Origin of the sequence: Microcystis sp. LE19-41.2A, from assembly GCF_027530405.1 — a bacterium.
In the GTDB taxonomy this organism is placed as follows: domain Bacteria; phylum Cyanobacteriota; class Cyanobacteriia; order Cyanobacteriales; family Microcystaceae; genus Microcystis; species Microcystis aeruginosa.
On sequence record NZ_JAPZQJ010000228.1, the window covers coordinates 1 to 15,102 of the forward strand.

Here is a 15,102-nt window from a genome sequence, read left to right on the forward strand (position 1 = left end):
TCGCTCTGAATACCGCTACCCAAACCGTTTTTTCTTTATCTAGATTTAGGGTGATTTTCTCCCAATCCTTTTCTGATAGGCTTTTTGCTAGTTGCTCAAGCTGGATTGTTTCTTCCACACCCCCTTCTTTTTCAATAATTAGGGTTTGCTGAATAATGGTAAAACCCTTTTAAAATAAAGCTTTTTACCTGTTAAAGTCCGATGTTAGTGCAAGAAAATAGGATTGGGACGTTCAAAAACCTTGCATTATCCTTCTTATAGTACATCGCTTGGTACAAAAAACAAGGGCAACAAAGCCTAAAACGACCGACTCCTGACGACCGGCTACTGACTCCTACCCCCAGGAAAAACTTTTTCAGCAGACCCTAATTAATTTTCGAGAGTGCAAAAATGAGAAAAATAGACATAAAATTGCATAAAATCTCTAAATAGAGCATTTAATTGATTAATGCTCATTCTTAATTCTCCTGACGACCGGCTACTGGCTCGGAGACTCCTCACCTAAGGTCAGATTTTTGATTTTTGCAAGAGGTCTATTACCCTTTAGGTATCGTCATCTTTTTGAAAGGGATTTTCCCCAATGCCTAGGCCTTTTTTGCTCTGTTTTAAGTCTTTCCAGAGGGCTTTAATTTTTTGATAGGCTTCTAGAGAACTGATTTTGCCCCCCGTTTCCAGATTACAAATAAAACTGACTTTTTGGGCAAATTCCTGTAAATTGGCGTTAAATAGCAAGTTTTCTGGCTTAAATTCCCCATAGTAGGGCGCGCGAGGATAGAGAAAATCCTCCTTGCGGCGATCGGGGAGATTCGGGTTATCATCGTTAGGAGGATTCTGATTCATAGGGCGACGGCGGGTAATTTTTCGGAATTTCTTTAGATTTTTCGGTAATGGTAATGGGAGATAATATCAATTGTTGGCTATGATTGAGGATTTAAGTAAAAACTTGGCTGATTCGCCAAAAGTTGACCCCTGGTATCGTGACACTTTTTGGTTATAGGTTAAGGTTCGATCGTCAAATGTTGACAGTTATCTTTAAGCTGCAATTATACATTATTTTTCTCAACGATCATCTACCCAATGATAGAGACTTTTTGCCTGGGTTGATCGCCAAAATTTACTGCCGCCACTATCTGATTAACCATCGATTTTCGTTTATCAATTGCCGAGGATGATAACTATGGAAAAACTCTATGAAGGTAAGGCCAAAATTCTCTATCAAACCGATGATCCTGATATTCTCCTCACTTATTACAAAGACGATGCCACCGCTTTTAATGCCCAAAAACGCGGGCAAATTGTCGGTAAAGGGGAAATTAACTGTACTGTCTCCACTGCCCTATTTCAATGGTTAGAATCCCTAGGAATACCTACCCATTATATCGATCGCCCTAGTTCTAGGGAAATGCGCGTCAAGGCGATTAAAATTATTCCTTTGGAGGTAGTAGTCAGAAATATCGCTGCCGGGAGTTTGTGCAAGCAAACGGGATTAAAGGAGGGGAAAGTTTTACCTTTTCCTCTTGTAGAATTTTATCTCAAGGACGATGCTTTAGGCGATCCTTTGTTAACGCCCGATCGCATAAAAGTGATCGATATTGCCAGCGAGGAGCAAGTCAATCAGTTACGAGATTTAGCCCTGCAAATCAATCAATATCTGCAAGAATTTTTCGATAAGTGCCAGATTATTCTCGTCGATTTCAAGTTAGAATTTGGAGTTGATAAAACGGGCAAAATTTATCTAGGTGATGAAATTAGCCCCGATACCTGTCGTCTCTGGGATAAAACCCAAGAGGATGCCCAAGCGCGCATTCTCGATAAGGATCGTTTTCGTCGCGATTTAGGAGATGTGGAAACTGCCTATCAACAAGTACAAGCAAGAGTTTTACAACAGATAGAGAGTTTATAACCGTAGGGTGTGTTAGCGAGCGCGTAACGCACCTTAATTGAGATTAGCAATTTAATAATTTATGTCGAGAAGAATTATCGGGTTAACAGGGGGAATAGCTTGTGGTAAATCCACGGTTTCCAATTATTTAGAAAATATCTACAAAATTCCTGTCCTTGATGCGGATATTTATGCCCGGGAAGCAGTGGAAAAAGGTTCGGCAATTTTAGAGAGAATTTTTCAGCGTTATGGCAGAAAAGTTAAAACTGAGGATAATTCCCTTAATCGCCAACAGTTAGGAGAGATTATTTTTAATAATCCCGAGGAAAAAATCTGGTTAGAAAGTCAGATTCATCCCTACGTTAGAGAATGTTTTAAGCGGCATTTAGAGCAGTTAGAAGCCCCGATAGTTGTTTTTTCTGTTCCTTTATTATTGGAAGCCAAACTAACCCATTTAGTCACAGAGATTTGGGTGGTTTCCTGCGGTTTTGAGCAACAAATTCAACGCTTAATGACTAGGAATAACTTAAGCAGAGAACAAGCGATCACTCGGATTAATAATCAAATGCCTTTAGCCGAAAAAATTGCCTTAGCTGATATTGTTTTGGACAATTCCGGGGATTTAGAAGCTTTATATACCCAGATCGATCGAGCTATAAGTAGCTGGTTAGAATTAAATTGAAGATAGATTTTGGGTTCGATCCCCCCTGCCCCCCTTGATAAGGGGGGTGCCGATAGGCGGGGGGATCCCCCTTGATAAGGGGGGAAACTGATAGTTTTTAACACCTAACTACTTACAATAGGGATTGAGCTTAAAACAACCAGGCAAATTTTCCCACCCCGAATTTTACATAGAGAATAATTGCCAAAACCAATAAAAATAGAAAGCCAATAATTAATAAATAGTCTTTATTGGTTAAGATTGATTCCTGTAAAAATGTGCGATCGGGATCACCAGAGAAAGCTTTAGCTTGTAGAACTACCTCTAATTTTTGCGATTTAGCCATAGCGTTTAAAATTAAAGGTACAGCGATAGAAGCGTAAATTTTTCCTTTTTGTAACCAACCCATTTTTTCTATTGCTAATCCTCGTAATCTTTGAGCAGAAATAATCGATCGAGATTCTTCTACTAGGAGAGGAAATAAACGCAGGGTAGAGGAAAAAATAAAGACTATTTTGTAAGGAATTCTGGCCTTAGTTAAACTCACCATCATCTGATTTATATCGGTGGTAAAAATAGCGAGGGGAATAATTAAAACCATCGTGAGAGTTTTAAAGATCACATTTAAACCGTAGAGGGTTCCCTCCACAGTCATTTTATTAGAACCGACAGTTAATAAGGGAGTTAATTCAGTTTTTCCCGTTAAAGTTTTTACCTGTTCCACATTAAAAAATCCCATGGTAATTAATAAGAATAGATAAAAAGGAGCCATGAATTTTAAAATAGTGAGAAGATAAGACCATTTTACCCCCGCCCAGAGACAAGCTAAAGCGACAATAAGAGTTAGAAAACCGCCAGCGAGGGGACTTTCCCAAGTAAAAGCGATGAGAGTAACCACGATCATCATGGTTAATTTTGTCCGAAAATCTAGGCGAGTAAAAGGAGAATTTTGATCGACGGTTTGCCAGTTAAATGATTGCATAATCAGGAAAAAAGTTAGTAAGTAGCTAGGTGTTAAAAACTGTCAGATGCCCCCCTTATTAAGGGGTATCCCCCCGCCTATCGGCACCCCCCTTATCAAGGGGGGCAGGGGGGATCGGCACACCCCTTATTAAGGGGGGATTAAGGGGGGATATATCTTCAATTTAATTATAACTTTAAGGGAATGAGTTAATTACCCATCCCCATCAATTCCCTAGGAAGGGTTAGCAATTCTGTTCATTTGCTCTTGAATTTCGGGGTTATAAATCTGGAGATAATTCCAATAATTACCAAACACCGATTCTATATAACCCTTAGTTTCTCTAAAGGGAATATTCTCGACAAATTCATCGGGATCGCTAAAATCGAAACGCTGTTTCCATTTAGAAACTGCCCCAGGTCCAGCGTTATAACTAGCCACAGCAAAAAGTGAATTTCCGGCGAATTTGCCGTGGGTATAATCGAGATACCATGTCCCCATCATAATGTTATCTTCGGGATTAGTTAAAGAATAACTTTTATTGCCAGTATTACCCGCGATATATTTACCCGTATCGGGCATAATTTGCATTAATCCCACTGCCCCCACAGGAGAACGAATTTCTTTTTCAAAGCGGGATTCTTGCCGGATTAAAGCTGTCACTAGCAGGGGATTTAATTGTCTATCTTTTGACCATTCCAGGATGCTATCGTAGTAGGGGAAAGGGAATAAAGCGTGCCAGTATTTATCATTTTGTCGCAGGACTTTCCATGCTTCCCTTTCCTCTGGGGTATCTCTTTCTCGCAAGCGCCAAATCAGGTTAATTCCTTCTAAATTTTGATTGCGAGAGAGTTTATAGACACCGAGGTTAAATTGTTCGTCAACGGTTAAATTCCAAGGATCAACAATTTCTGCTTGGAAGAGATTCCACGCGTCCGTATCTTCACCAATGCGATATAGTTCCTTGAAAGCTTCCGAACCGGCGGGAGTATCGTTACGGGTGGCGGGTTTGACGGTGGTAGGATTATAGGAGCGGACAGTGGTAAAATCCCCCACGTCCCAACCTAATAAAACCGCCGAGCGCCAAGCATAATAGGAATGGGGATGACGAGAAATAGTGTAGGTAAAAGCTTGTTTTGCTTCTTGGTTTTTGCCCAGTTTTTGCGCCCATTTTCCCACCCAAAAGGCCGCTTTCGGGGCAATTTGACTATCGGGATTATTAACCGCAATTGGCTGCGCCCACTGCCACGCCTTGGCGTAATCGCCGGATTTAGCGGCTCTTTGGGCCATTAACCAGCGATAATCGGCGGCTTCGTCAGATTTTGGGTATTTATTTAATAAAGTCTGCCATGTTTGACTAGCGGCCTGGGCATTAGTTGAGTCCAGTAATTTGGCTTTCGCTTCCAAAGCTTCCGGAGCGCGATCGGGAAATTGCTTGACAATGCGATCGAGATATGCTATAGCATCGCGGTTAGGAGAAATTTGGGCGAGTCGCAGTAATCCTAACCCGGTTTCTGAGGCCTGGGGATAGGTTTTAATTAATTTTTGGTAAGCGCTGCGAGCTTCTGGCAGTTTTTTGGCAATTTGTAGCCCGCGGGCGTAACGATAGGCTTGTTCGGGGCTAGGAGTGGCTTTAGCATAGGCTTTATAGGCTTTTTCGTACAATCCCGACTGCCAATAACCTGCCCCAATCATTGCCCAATCCGCCGGAGTTAACTGCTCGGCGTAGTCTTTCACCAAACGATTGCGGGCCTGATTGAGGGTAGGATCAAAAGGATTAGCCTTGGCTAACTGTAACCATAAGGGAAATTGATCGGGATTTTCTTGAAGACGTTGGCGAATTAAAGCCAAAGTACGCGGGTGTCGGGGGTATTCCTTAAGCAATTTCTCATGATAACTGGGGTCGTATTTGCCCAAAGAGTAGTAAGCTTCCGCCACTACGGGCGATTGGGGATAGGTTTCCAGTAATTTTTGCCAAATTTCTTGCGCTTTTTCACTATCATTGGTTAATTCGTGGGCGCGTCCCTGTTTGAGGAGAATCTGGGGAGCGAGGACAGGATATTGTTTTTCTAAGCCTTCTAATTGTTTTAAAGCCGGACCCCCTTCATATTTTCTCAATAAATCCATAGCCAAGAGATAGCGGGCGCGACTACGATCTAAAGAGGGCGCATTGGCATCAGCAACATCTCTTAACTTGACATCTCGCTCGGTTTGTGGTAAGGAAGCGCTATCAACTACGGCAGAGGGTTGGTTAGGATCTTGGCTAGGAAGCGAAGCACTATTGCGATCGAGCCAAGCGAGGATTTTCGGGTGAAAGAGAAAGAGACTGGTGAGAGTAAAAAGCGCAACCCCAGAACCTAAGCCAAGAATGAGCGGGGTGTGAGGGGGGAATTTTTTAAACATTACCTTATTAAAGACAGTAACTCAACATACATTATCAGTGATCGTGGTGACAGGTTGTTTGTTTCAACCAGCTTGGGGAACTGGGATGTGGGGTGTGGGGTGTGGGGTGTAGGGTGTGGGGTGTAGGGTGTGGGGTGTGGGGTGTGGGGTGTGGGGTGATGGGGAAATGGGGAAATGGGGAAATAGGGAGAATCAATAAAGGTAGTCTATTGACAACTGCTCACTGATTACCACTGTCCACTGAAAACTCAAATCTGCTCACTGCTCACTGCTCACTGCTCACTGATAACTGATAACTGATAACTGATAACTGATAACTGATGAGGGTGTTCTAGAAAACTTGACAAGGGAACGGATTATAGGGAAACTCAGCTTGTAATCAGTGGGCTTTGCTGACGAGAAAACAAAAGCCAAAAATCTAGATAAAAAGCAGTTTTTTTCGGTAAATCAGGGACTATCTGCTTTTTTACTTTTTCTTTTTTACTTTTTACTTTATTACTTAATCCTATGCGTTGGCAAGCTCGGCAAAAATCTTCGTTTCCCTTGTTTCCCCTATACGGATTTTTGGCATTTATCGTCACTTGTCTGATTATTTGGGCAATTTCTCTCTATCCTCGTTCTAATGCTCTGGTGGGGGGTGATTCTCTCCCCGCACCTTTTAGGGAGTTTCAACCGGAATGCGCGGATTATGTCCTAGAAAATAGTTCTTTTAAGGATATATCGAGAGTTTTTGACTGTAAAACCTATAAAAACCTCTCTGATCGCGTGATTCTCCCCCTATCTCTCCAAAAAAACGATATTAGTCTCGATAATTGGCAAAATAACTCGGCAACAGCGATCGAATTAGCACCCTGGCCGGAAATTCATCCCCGCGCTCAAGAGACAAAAGTACCGATTTTAATGTATCACGACATTTTACCAAAAAAAGAGGTATTTTTTGACGTTACTCCCGCCGAATTAGAGGCACATTTTCAATTTTTGCAGGAAATCGGGGCAACTCCCATCAGTATCGATTGGTTAATTTCCCATCTGCGGACAGGGATCCCCCTTCCCGCTAAACCGGTTTTATTGACTTTTGATGATGGTTATGGGGGACATTACCAGTATGTCTATCCTTTATTGAGAAAATATAACTATCCTGCTGTTTTCTCGATTTATATCAATAAAATGGCTCAAAAAACTGGCAGAACCAGTGTCACTTGGCAACAACTCCGGGAAATGGCCGCCGATCCTCTAGTACAAATTGTCTCCCATAGTGTTAGTCATCCCCGGGATTTAAGATTATTGTCCGATGCAGATTTGGAGCAGGAAGTCAAGCAATCGAAACAAATCTTAGAAAAAGAATTGGGCATTCCGATTAATTATTTCACCTATCCGGAAGGGAAGGCAGATGATCGAGTGAAGGAATTCGTCAAAAAAGCGGGTTATCGGGCAGCTTTATCGATGAATGACCTCGATGAGCATTTTGCGGGACAATCCCCCGATTTACTCACGATTGGACGCTTTGGGCAATCGCGCACGCGAGAAGTTGTACCGCAAGCTTGGGGAGGTGATCCCTTACCCCGTAGGGATGGCGGTTTTAACTTTGCCACCACCATCCAAAAACGGGAAGTGGAATTTTCAACTAATACACTTGTTCTGATTAGTGGCGGGATTCCCAAAACCATCCACGCTGATAGTCGTTATCAAGTGGAGGAAATTATCGCCGGTACAGAAGCGATCGCGGCTGTAGATGGCGGTTTTTTCTCTCTCAAGGAATTGGACTCAAATCAGATGATCGGGCCGGTTTTAAGCGAAAATGGCGGCTTTATACCGGGATATGAGGGAGAAATCGACAAGTTAGAGGGTCGTCCTTTAGTAATCATTACCGAGCGATGGGTGCGTTATCTTCCCTTTGATCCTGCCCGTCATAATACCCTAGAAGGAATTGCAGCGGAGGCTGGAGATGATCTCAAGGTTACGGATGCTTTTGTCGCGGCCGCTTGGTTAGTCAAAGATGGACAACCACAACCGCGGGAATCCTTTGGTACACTTTACGGTTTTGATGCCCTGCGTCACCGGGCTTTTTGGGGGATTAATCAGGCAGGACAGCCAGTTATCGGGGTTTCCAGAGAGCCGATCGATTCGATGGCTTTGGGAGAATTATTAGTACAGGCAGGTTTTCGGGACGCAGTGATGTTAGACTCAGGAGCAAGCACCTCCCTCGCTTATCAAGGTCAATCGCAAGTGCATTATACTCCCCGTCCCGTTCCCCACGTTGTCGCTTTATTTCCCCCCACAGAAACCTATATTGTTCCCATTAGTCATGTGGGGATTCCCTGTGTAATTTTCGCCGATTCCTGTGCTGCGGGGAGTTAGGTTAGCACTAAGCTAAGACGCATTTTAACCGCCTATCCTTAGATTAGCTGAATCTCCCCCACCCTACCCTTGCCCCCCCGACGTCGGGGCGGCAAGGGTAGGGTGTTGAATATACGGGAAAATCAAGGAAAATAAATCATGCACTTTTTCTGTCAAAATTTGTCAGGAGGAAAAAACAACTTTTCTTTTAGAAAGAGTGGATTGTCCAAAAACTTGCTCTTGCCAAATATTAACATCCTTCGACCTGATAGTTTCCAACGCCTCTTTAATCAAATTGACAGTGAAATCGGTAGTTACTAGCACTATTGTTAAAACCATAACCCCCAGTTCGTTTATAGGACATCTTTGCGAAAAAAGCTTATACTTACCAAAGATAGATTCAATGACATCGGAAGTTCCCAGAAATATCTCACCTTCTGGGATAGTAGAAGTTTGTTCTAACAAATAACGCTGTATTTTCTGGTAAATAGGGATAAGATTTTCGGGAAGGGAAGACTGGGGAAAAAGCTTATCCCATTGAGATAAAGATGTTTGAGTTAACCCCTGATGTTTGATTTGAGCTTCAAGACTTCGGGTCATAGCCAAGATGGTAGCCCAGACAGGGAGAGAATCTTGATAGTCTAGGAGCCAGTCCAACTTGTCTTGAAATCTTCTTCTACCTTTATCTGCGACCCGAAGAATGCTTTCTTTCTCTTCTTCGCTTATCGTTTCACCAAAATGCTGATATAAGGCCGAGTTTAATTTTTCTTGACTGCTATAGTTTTTCACGGGTAAAAAAGATAAGCTTTTGATTTTTTCCTGATCCAGAATCAACAACAAATCGACTAAATTGACCCTGTCTATTTCCTGGCGTTTATCAATCAAGCTAAAGTCTTGCTTTTTTTTATATTTTAAGACTTTATCTGCCCAATATATGAGACTATCTAAGTTAAAATAACGAGATTTTGTCCGTTGACAAGGCGGCATAAAAAACAATAATTCGGTTTGTTGTATCTCTTGACGACACTGATGACATTTTTTGACAAATGACTGATATTGTTCATCTTTTTCCAGTTCTGACTTTAAAATCAATGCCATCTGATGAGTTACCTCATAAGTGTGAGCAACTTCTGGATTTTTCTCCTAATATAATTGGATTCCTCTGTATAAATCCCTGCCGTGGTCGGACACTATTTGTCGAGGAGTTCCCATCTTATTTGTTACTTGTTCTAACACTGCCGCTATCAATTCTCCCTTTGTTGATGTCATAATCTCTAGTTATAGTTATTACGCTAGGGAGTAGAACGATGATCAAGGCGATATGTTTCTCTGGGTCGGAGATTATCTATCCCGATAGTGATGGTAAACCGATGGCCGATAATACCAAACAGTTTCGCTGGATTGTGACGATCAAGGAAAATCTCGAATGTTTATTCGCAGACAATGACAATGTGTTTATCGCCGGCGATCTGTTGTGGTATCCGGTCGAGGGGGATAATAAAACCTGTCAAGCGCCGGATGCTATGGTGGTGTTTGGCAGACCCAAGGGCGATCGAGGTTCCTATAAGCAATGGTTAGAAAACCAGATTGCGCCGCAGGTGGTCTTTGAAATTCTCTCTCCAGGCAACACTAAAGCGGAAATGCGCCGAAAATGGCAATTTTATCAGCGTTTTGGCGTAGAAGAATATTATCTCTATGATCCCGATGCTAATTATCTACAGGGTTGGTGGCGAAGGGGTGATCAATTGGAGATGATTCCCGCGATCGATAATTGGCAGAGTCCGCTTCTACAGATTCGTTTTCAACTGGAGAGTCCCCAGTTAGCTATTTTTTATCCCGATGGCTCGCGGTTTTTGACCACCCTAGAAATCAAGCAAAAAGCTGAATTAGCCGAACAACGAGCCAATGCCGCCGAACAGCAAGCCCAACAGGAACGTCAACGGGCCCGGGAAGCTGAGGCAAAATTAGCCTGCTTAGAGGCGCAATTACGGGCCCTGGGGATTAATCTAGAGGAAAGCTAACGAGAGGCGGGAAGGACGGGATTTAACCACTGGAGAATCTCATCTTTGAGACGGGAATTATCCCGGGCAAGTCCCTGTTTTAACCATTGGCCGATCGCATCGAGGGGAGTGAATACTTCTCCGGTTTGCCAACTGACATCTTGACTCAAGGGAGTGAGATGATTGCCCGGGAGAGTTCGCAGGGCAATTAAATCATTAAAGCGTTTTTTTAGCAGGGGATTTAATACCAGAGATTGATCGATCGTGTCGTCTTGAAAACGGATTAAAAGATTGCGACGAATGGCATAATCTTGGAAAATTAACTCGTTTGTTTCTTCGGGGGAAGGGGTAAATTCGAGGTTAAAAGTGGTGTCAATTTGCAAAGGTTCAATAAAGGGAATAGCTCGACGAATGGGATAATTATTAAAGGAAATGAGGATATTTCCCGCCCGTTCCACTTCGTAGAGACTACCGATTAATAAATGTAGTTTACACCCCATACTGTGACCCAATCCGTAGATGGGGAGATAACCTTGGGGCAGACTATGATTCCAGCGCAGACGTTCAATAATATTATCAAAACGGTTTAAAACTGTGCGGGCGATCGATTTATGATCGAGGGTATTAACAAAGGGAGTAGCAACAATAGCGTATCCTGAATTCCCAAGACTTTCTAATAACCAACGATAGGTAATATTCGGGGCCGCCGCCACAAATGCCCCCCCTAAAAAGTGAATGATACCCCGGGGACGACGGGGGAGAAAAACCCAATTACCTGCTATTTCTTGCCAATTCATAATTAGTTAGGGTTTGCTTAAAAAGTCTATTGGTGGGGTTAGGAGTCGGTCGTCGGTCGTCAGTAGCCAGTCGTTTCAGGCTTTGTTATCCTTCTTTTTGTACCAACTTATGTACTGCATCAAGAATAATGCAAGGTTTTTGAATGTCCCAATCCTATTTTCTTGCACTAACATCAGATTTTAACAGGTCAAAAGCCTTATTTTCAAAGGGTTTTACCATTATTCAGCCGACCCTAAATAAATATTTTTCTTTTCTGTCTCCCCTTTTGGATTAGACTGGTAATTGAGAATAATTAGCATTTATTTTAGCAATCGCAATTCCGAGACAGTTCAAAAACCGTTGACTGAGGCTGACATTAGCGCAGTTATCACCCTTTGGCTACTGAAGTAAACTCGATGAGCTATCAAGGAATTATTGTCACTCTTGAATGAAAGACCTTCTTTACCTTTGGAGATAAGAAAAGCATGGACGATAAAATTAGACCTAATGAAGCAGAAAAACCAGAAAAATCGCCAAATAAAGCCCAATTTTCCCCTTGGGGTGGTAAAGAGGCAGTAGCAGAACGTACTAACTCCATGGGTACTGAGCTAACAGCCACCTATCCCCTCGCACAAGTGGAAATGGGAAAAACCGTCTGGTTAGTGGGATTTCAGGGGACAGGAGGGATCAATCGACTCCTAGGTATGGGATTAAACCCCGGCATTCAATTACAGGTAATTAGCTCCCAACCGAGGGGGTCAGTTTTAATTGGCATTCAAGACAATCGTATCGGTATCGGGGCAGAAATGGCCGAAAAAATCCTCGTTAGTGACAGTCAACCGAAAAAACTGGAACCCAAAAAAGACCTACCTGAAGTAAGAACATTTCTGCGGGAGATACCCATAGGAAAAGCGGGTAAAGTTGTCGGTTATGACCGAGCATTGCGCGGATACAAAGGAAAATTGTTATCAATGGGATTAACTCCGGGGACAGAGTTTACCGTCATTCGCGTCGCACCTTTGGGGGATCCCGTCGAGATTCGAGTGCGGGGATTTCATCTCAGTCTGCGAAAACAGGAGGCAGACACTTTAATCGTCGAAGAAATAGACCCAGAAAGCTAAATTTAATCATCTAAGCCTATTCGTCACTCAATATCCTAAATTATGGTTAAACCCATTATCGCCTTAATTGGCAATCCTAACTGTGGCAAAACTACCCTTTTTAATGCTCTCACAGGATCCAATCAACGCACTGGCAACTGGCCGGGAGTAACAGTCGATCGCAAAGAGGGACGATTTCAAGTTAACGGGGAAGATATCACCCTTGTGGATTTACCCGGAGTCTATTCCCTCGATGTAGAAGAAGGGGAGACAGGAATGGATGAATTAGTCGCTAGGGACTATCTGCTGTCAGGAGAAGCGGATTTAGTGATTAATATCGTCGATGCTGCCAATTTAGAGCGCAATCTCTACCTTACTACCCAAATCATGGAGATGCGTTTACCGATGTTGATTGCCCTGAATATGATGGATGTGGCTAAAACTAGGGGTATTGTGGTTAATCCGCAACTCTTAAGCGCTCGCATGGATGCAATTGTCGTGCCGATTAGTGCGGTTAAAGGGGAGGGAATCGGAGAATTAAAGCAAAAAATTGGGGAATTAGTCAGTAATATTAGCCATACTGCTGCTTATGTGGCTTATCCTGCGGTAATTGAGGAAGCTCTTAACGAGATTGTTGCCTACATTAACGACCATAGCAGTAAAAGGATCGTTGAGCCAAGATGGACTGCTTTAAACCTACTGCAATACGAGGATCGCATCGCCCCAGAATTGCGCTCACAGGAACTATTAAGCATTATCGTCAAGCATAGACGACAAATACACCAAGTTTTAGGGGAAGACCTTGATATTTTAATTGCTGATACTCGTTATGGCTTTATTCAACAAGTTACTCAGGGAGCCACTCAACGGACTGGACAAATAAATGATACCATGTCCGACCGCCTTGATCGGATTGTTCTCGATCGCTGGTTAGGAATTCCGATATTTTTGGGCGTAATGTACCTAATGTTCTTGTTTACCATCAATGTTAGTGCTGCCTTTATCGATTTCTTCGATTTAACTGCCCAGACTATCTTTGTCGATGGTTTGTCCCAAGTTTTACAAACAATCCCTACCCCCGGTTGGCTAATTGCTCTGCTCGCTGATGGAGCGGGGGGAGGTGTGCAAACCGTCGCCACTTTTATCCCCGTAATTGGCTTTATGTTCCTCTTTTTGTCAATTTTAGAGGATTCTGGCTATATGGCCCGGGCAGCCTTCGTCATGGACCGATTGATGCGTTTGGTGGGATTGCCGGGTAAATCCTTTGTTCCCATGCTAGTGGGATTTGGTTGCAATGTGCCGGCAATTATGGCCACCAGAACCCTAGAAAATTCTCGCGATCGTTTAATGACGATTATGATGAACCCTTTTATGTCCTGTGGGGCCAGATTACCTGTTTATGCTCTATTTGCGGCGGCTTTTTTCCCCATAGGTGGTCAAAACATCGTTTTTGGTCTTTATATCTTAGGAATTCTCGCCGCTATTTTGACGGGATTGGTGATGAAAAAAACCCTACTCAAGGGAGAAGTCAGTCACTTTATTATGGAATTGCCTCCCTATCATCTACCGCGTCTAAAAGGGGTTTTAATTCGCACTTGGGAACGTCTGCAAGCGTTTTTATGGAAAGCTGGACGAATTATCGTTTTAATGGTGATGATTTTGGGACTACTCAACTCCGTCAGTTTTGATGGTTCTTTTGGTAATCAAGACAGCGAGCGATCGGTTTTAAGTGCCACCAGTAAAGCTGTAACTCCTATTTTCTCACCCATGGGACTAGAGCAGCAAAATTGGCCGGCAACGGTGGGCATTTTTACGGGAGTTTTTGCCAAAGAAGCGATGGTAGGCACATTAAACTCAATTTACAGCCAACTAGCGGGGGAAGATAACCCTAATCAGGGGGTAGCAGCCGAAAAATTCGACTTTTGGGGGCAAATTCAGACAGCTATCGCCACTATTCCCGCCAATTTAGCGCAATTACCCAATCAATTACTTGATCCCTTGGGTTTGAATATTGGTAATCTGCAAGATCAAAAAACGGCTGCCGAAGAGCAAGAGGTAGATTTAGGAATCTTTGGGGCGATGGCGAAAAGATTTGATGGTCAAGCGGGTGCTTTTGCCTATCTTTTGTTTGTTCTGCTCTATTTTCCCTGTGTTTCGGCCACATCGGCCGTATATCGCGAAACTAATGCCGGTTGGACTGTTTTTATTGCCCTCTGGACCACAGGAATGGCCTATATTGTTGCCACTTCCTTCTATCAAATCGCCACTTTTTCTCGACATCCGGGATTTTCTCTCTTTTGGATAGTCTTGATGGGTTTAACCGTAGTCGGGGTTTTATTCACCTTAAAAAATCTCCGTCCCCGAAAAATCAACCGTCCCGCAATTTAAAAGTAGGGTGGGTTAGGCGACAAAAAGCTAGGCAACTAACAAATTATTTAGATTCGCCGTAACCCACCGCAATCAAGTAACTTTTCTCGATTTTTTTCGCTTATAAACCATGATTTTAACCGATATACAGGCTTATCTTGCCAAAAATCAGAAAGCATCTCTGTCTGACTTATCTACACACTTTCGGATGTCAGCGGATGCCTTAAGTCCCATGCTCGATCGCTTGCTAAAAAAAGGGCGAATTCGTCTGATTTCCCTAGAAAAATGCGGAGGATGCAGCCGTTGTTCCCCGGAATCTATGGCTTTTTACGAATGGATTGAGGGCAATTCCACAGGGGCAAACAGATAAAAGTTTAATACTACAGAAGTGATCTAAGTAGGTAGGCGTTAAAAGTTGTCAGATGCCCCCCTTATTAAGGGGGGATTAAAGGGGGGATCCCCCCGCCTATCGGCACCCCCCTTATCAAGGGGGGCAGGGGGGATCGGCACCCCCCTTATCAAGGGGGGCAGGGGGGATCGGCACCCCCCTTATCAAGGGGGGCAGGGGGGATCGAACCTAAAATCCATTTTTAATTTAATTATAACCAGCTACT

Annotated in this window: 14 protein-coding genes and 1 pseudogene; 7 read left to right on the forward strand and 8 right to left on the reverse strand. The window is 43.1% G+C overall.

Going from position 1 to position 15,102, the window contains the following annotated elements; all coding sequences use genetic code 11:
* Both O9290_RS10065 and O9290_RS10070 read right to left on the reverse strand, forming a co-directional pair.
* A pseudogene (locus O9290_RS10065) lies at window positions 1-142 on the reverse strand (IS701 family transposase); the annotation flags it as partial.
* Window positions 143-543: 401 nt separating this feature from the next.
* Entirely contained in the window at window positions 544-840 is a 297-nt protein-coding gene (locus tag O9290_RS10070) for a DUF7219 family protein (RefSeq protein WP_002743720.1), read from the reverse strand.
* Between the two features lie 337 nt (window positions 841-1,177).
* On the opposite strand from O9290_RS10070, the gene purC reads away from it, so the two are divergent.
* Window positions 1,178-1,903 carry a phosphoribosylaminoimidazolesuccinocarboxamide synthase gene (gene purC, locus O9290_RS10075; protein WP_002784616.1) on the forward strand — a complete coding sequence of 242 codons (726 nt, stop codon included), beginning with the start codon at window positions 1,178-1,180 and terminating at the stop codon, window positions 1,901-1,903.
* A gap of 61 nt (window positions 1,904-1,964) precedes the next feature.
* Window positions 1,965-2,564 carry a dephospho-CoA kinase gene (gene coaE, locus O9290_RS10080; protein ID WP_004159597.1) on the forward strand — a complete coding sequence of 200 codons (600 nt, stop codon included), beginning with the start codon at window positions 1,965-1,967 and terminating at the stop codon, window positions 2,562-2,564.
* A gap of 130 nt (window positions 2,565-2,694) precedes the next feature.
* On the opposite strand, the gene O9290_RS10085 is transcribed toward coaE, so the two are convergent.
* From O9290_RS10085 to O9290_RS10095, 3 genes are all read right to left on the reverse strand, one after another.
* Window positions 2,695-3,525, reverse strand: coding sequence for an energy-coupling factor transporter transmembrane component T family protein (locus tag O9290_RS10085; RefSeq protein WP_002764144.1), 831 nt, complete (start codon window positions 3,523-3,525; stop codon window positions 2,695-2,697).
* A 213-nt stretch (window positions 3,526-3,738) separates the two neighbouring features.
* The gene (locus O9290_RS10090; protein ID WP_288059897.1) at window positions 3,739-5,907 is read right to left on the reverse strand and encodes a lytic transglycosylase domain-containing protein; all 2,169 of its coding nucleotides are present in this window, start codon (window positions 5,905-5,907) and stop codon (window positions 3,739-3,741) included.
* A gap of 34 nt (window positions 5,908-5,941) precedes the next feature.
* Window positions 5,942-6,103, reverse strand: a complete 162-nt coding sequence (locus O9290_RS10095) for a hypothetical protein (RefSeq protein WP_288087020.1) — start codon at window positions 6,101-6,103, stop codon at window positions 5,942-5,944.
* A gap of 311 nt (window positions 6,104-6,414) precedes the next feature.
* On the opposite strand from O9290_RS10095, the gene O9290_RS10100 reads away from it, so the two are divergent.
* Window positions 6,415-8,265, forward strand: a complete 1,851-nt coding sequence (locus O9290_RS10100; RefSeq protein ID WP_002758142.1) for a polysaccharide deacetylase family protein — start codon at window positions 6,415-6,417, stop codon at window positions 8,263-8,265.
* A 162-nt stretch (window positions 8,266-8,427) separates the two neighbouring features.
* Here the strand turns inward: O9290_RS10100 and O9290_RS10105 are convergent, their stop codons facing one another.
* Entirely contained in the window at window positions 8,428-9,342 is a 915-nt protein-coding gene (locus O9290_RS10105) for a hypothetical protein (protein ID WP_288026317.1), read from the reverse strand.
* Between the two features lie 45 nt (window positions 9,343-9,387).
* Window positions 9,388-9,513, reverse strand: coding sequence for a hypothetical protein (locus tag O9290_RS10110; protein ID WP_283160180.1), 126 nt, complete (start codon window positions 9,511-9,513; stop codon window positions 9,388-9,390).
* A gap of 38 nt (window positions 9,514-9,551) precedes the next feature.
* On the opposite strand from O9290_RS10110, the gene O9290_RS10115 reads away from it, so the two are divergent.
* A complete protein-coding gene (locus tag O9290_RS10115; RefSeq protein WP_002758144.1) occupies window positions 9,552-10,265 on the forward strand; it encodes a Uma2 family endonuclease in 714 nt (237 codons plus the stop codon).
* Here the strand turns inward: O9290_RS10115 and O9290_RS10120 are convergent.
* A complete protein-coding gene (locus O9290_RS10120; RefSeq protein WP_002758145.1) occupies window positions 10,262-11,041 on the reverse strand; it encodes a DUF1350 family protein in 780 nt (259 codons plus the stop codon). The two genes, O9290_RS10115 and O9290_RS10120, sit on opposite strands and share 4 nt — an antisense overlap.
* Before the next feature lie 465 nt (window positions 11,042-11,506).
* Between O9290_RS10120 and O9290_RS10125 the strand changes: the two genes are divergently transcribed.
* The 3 genes from O9290_RS10125 (at window position 11,507) to O9290_RS10135 (ending at window position 14,858) form a co-directional block, all read left to right on the forward strand.
* The gene (locus O9290_RS10125; protein WP_288055448.1) at window positions 11,507-12,142 is read left to right on the forward strand and encodes a FeoA family protein; all 636 of its coding nucleotides are present in this window, start codon (window positions 11,507-11,509) and stop codon (window positions 12,140-12,142) included.
* Window positions 12,143-12,184: 42 nt separating this feature from the next.
* Window positions 12,185-14,509, forward strand: a complete 2,325-nt coding sequence (gene feoB / locus O9290_RS10130; RefSeq protein ID WP_288055445.1) for a Fe(2+) transporter permease subunit FeoB — start codon at window positions 12,185-12,187, stop codon at window positions 14,507-14,509.
* Between the two features lie 109 nt (window positions 14,510-14,618).
* Entirely contained in the window at window positions 14,619-14,858 is a 240-nt protein-coding gene (locus tag O9290_RS10135) for a FeoC-like transcriptional regulator (protein WP_288055442.1), read from the forward strand.
* Window positions 14,859-15,102 lie beyond the last annotated feature (244 nt).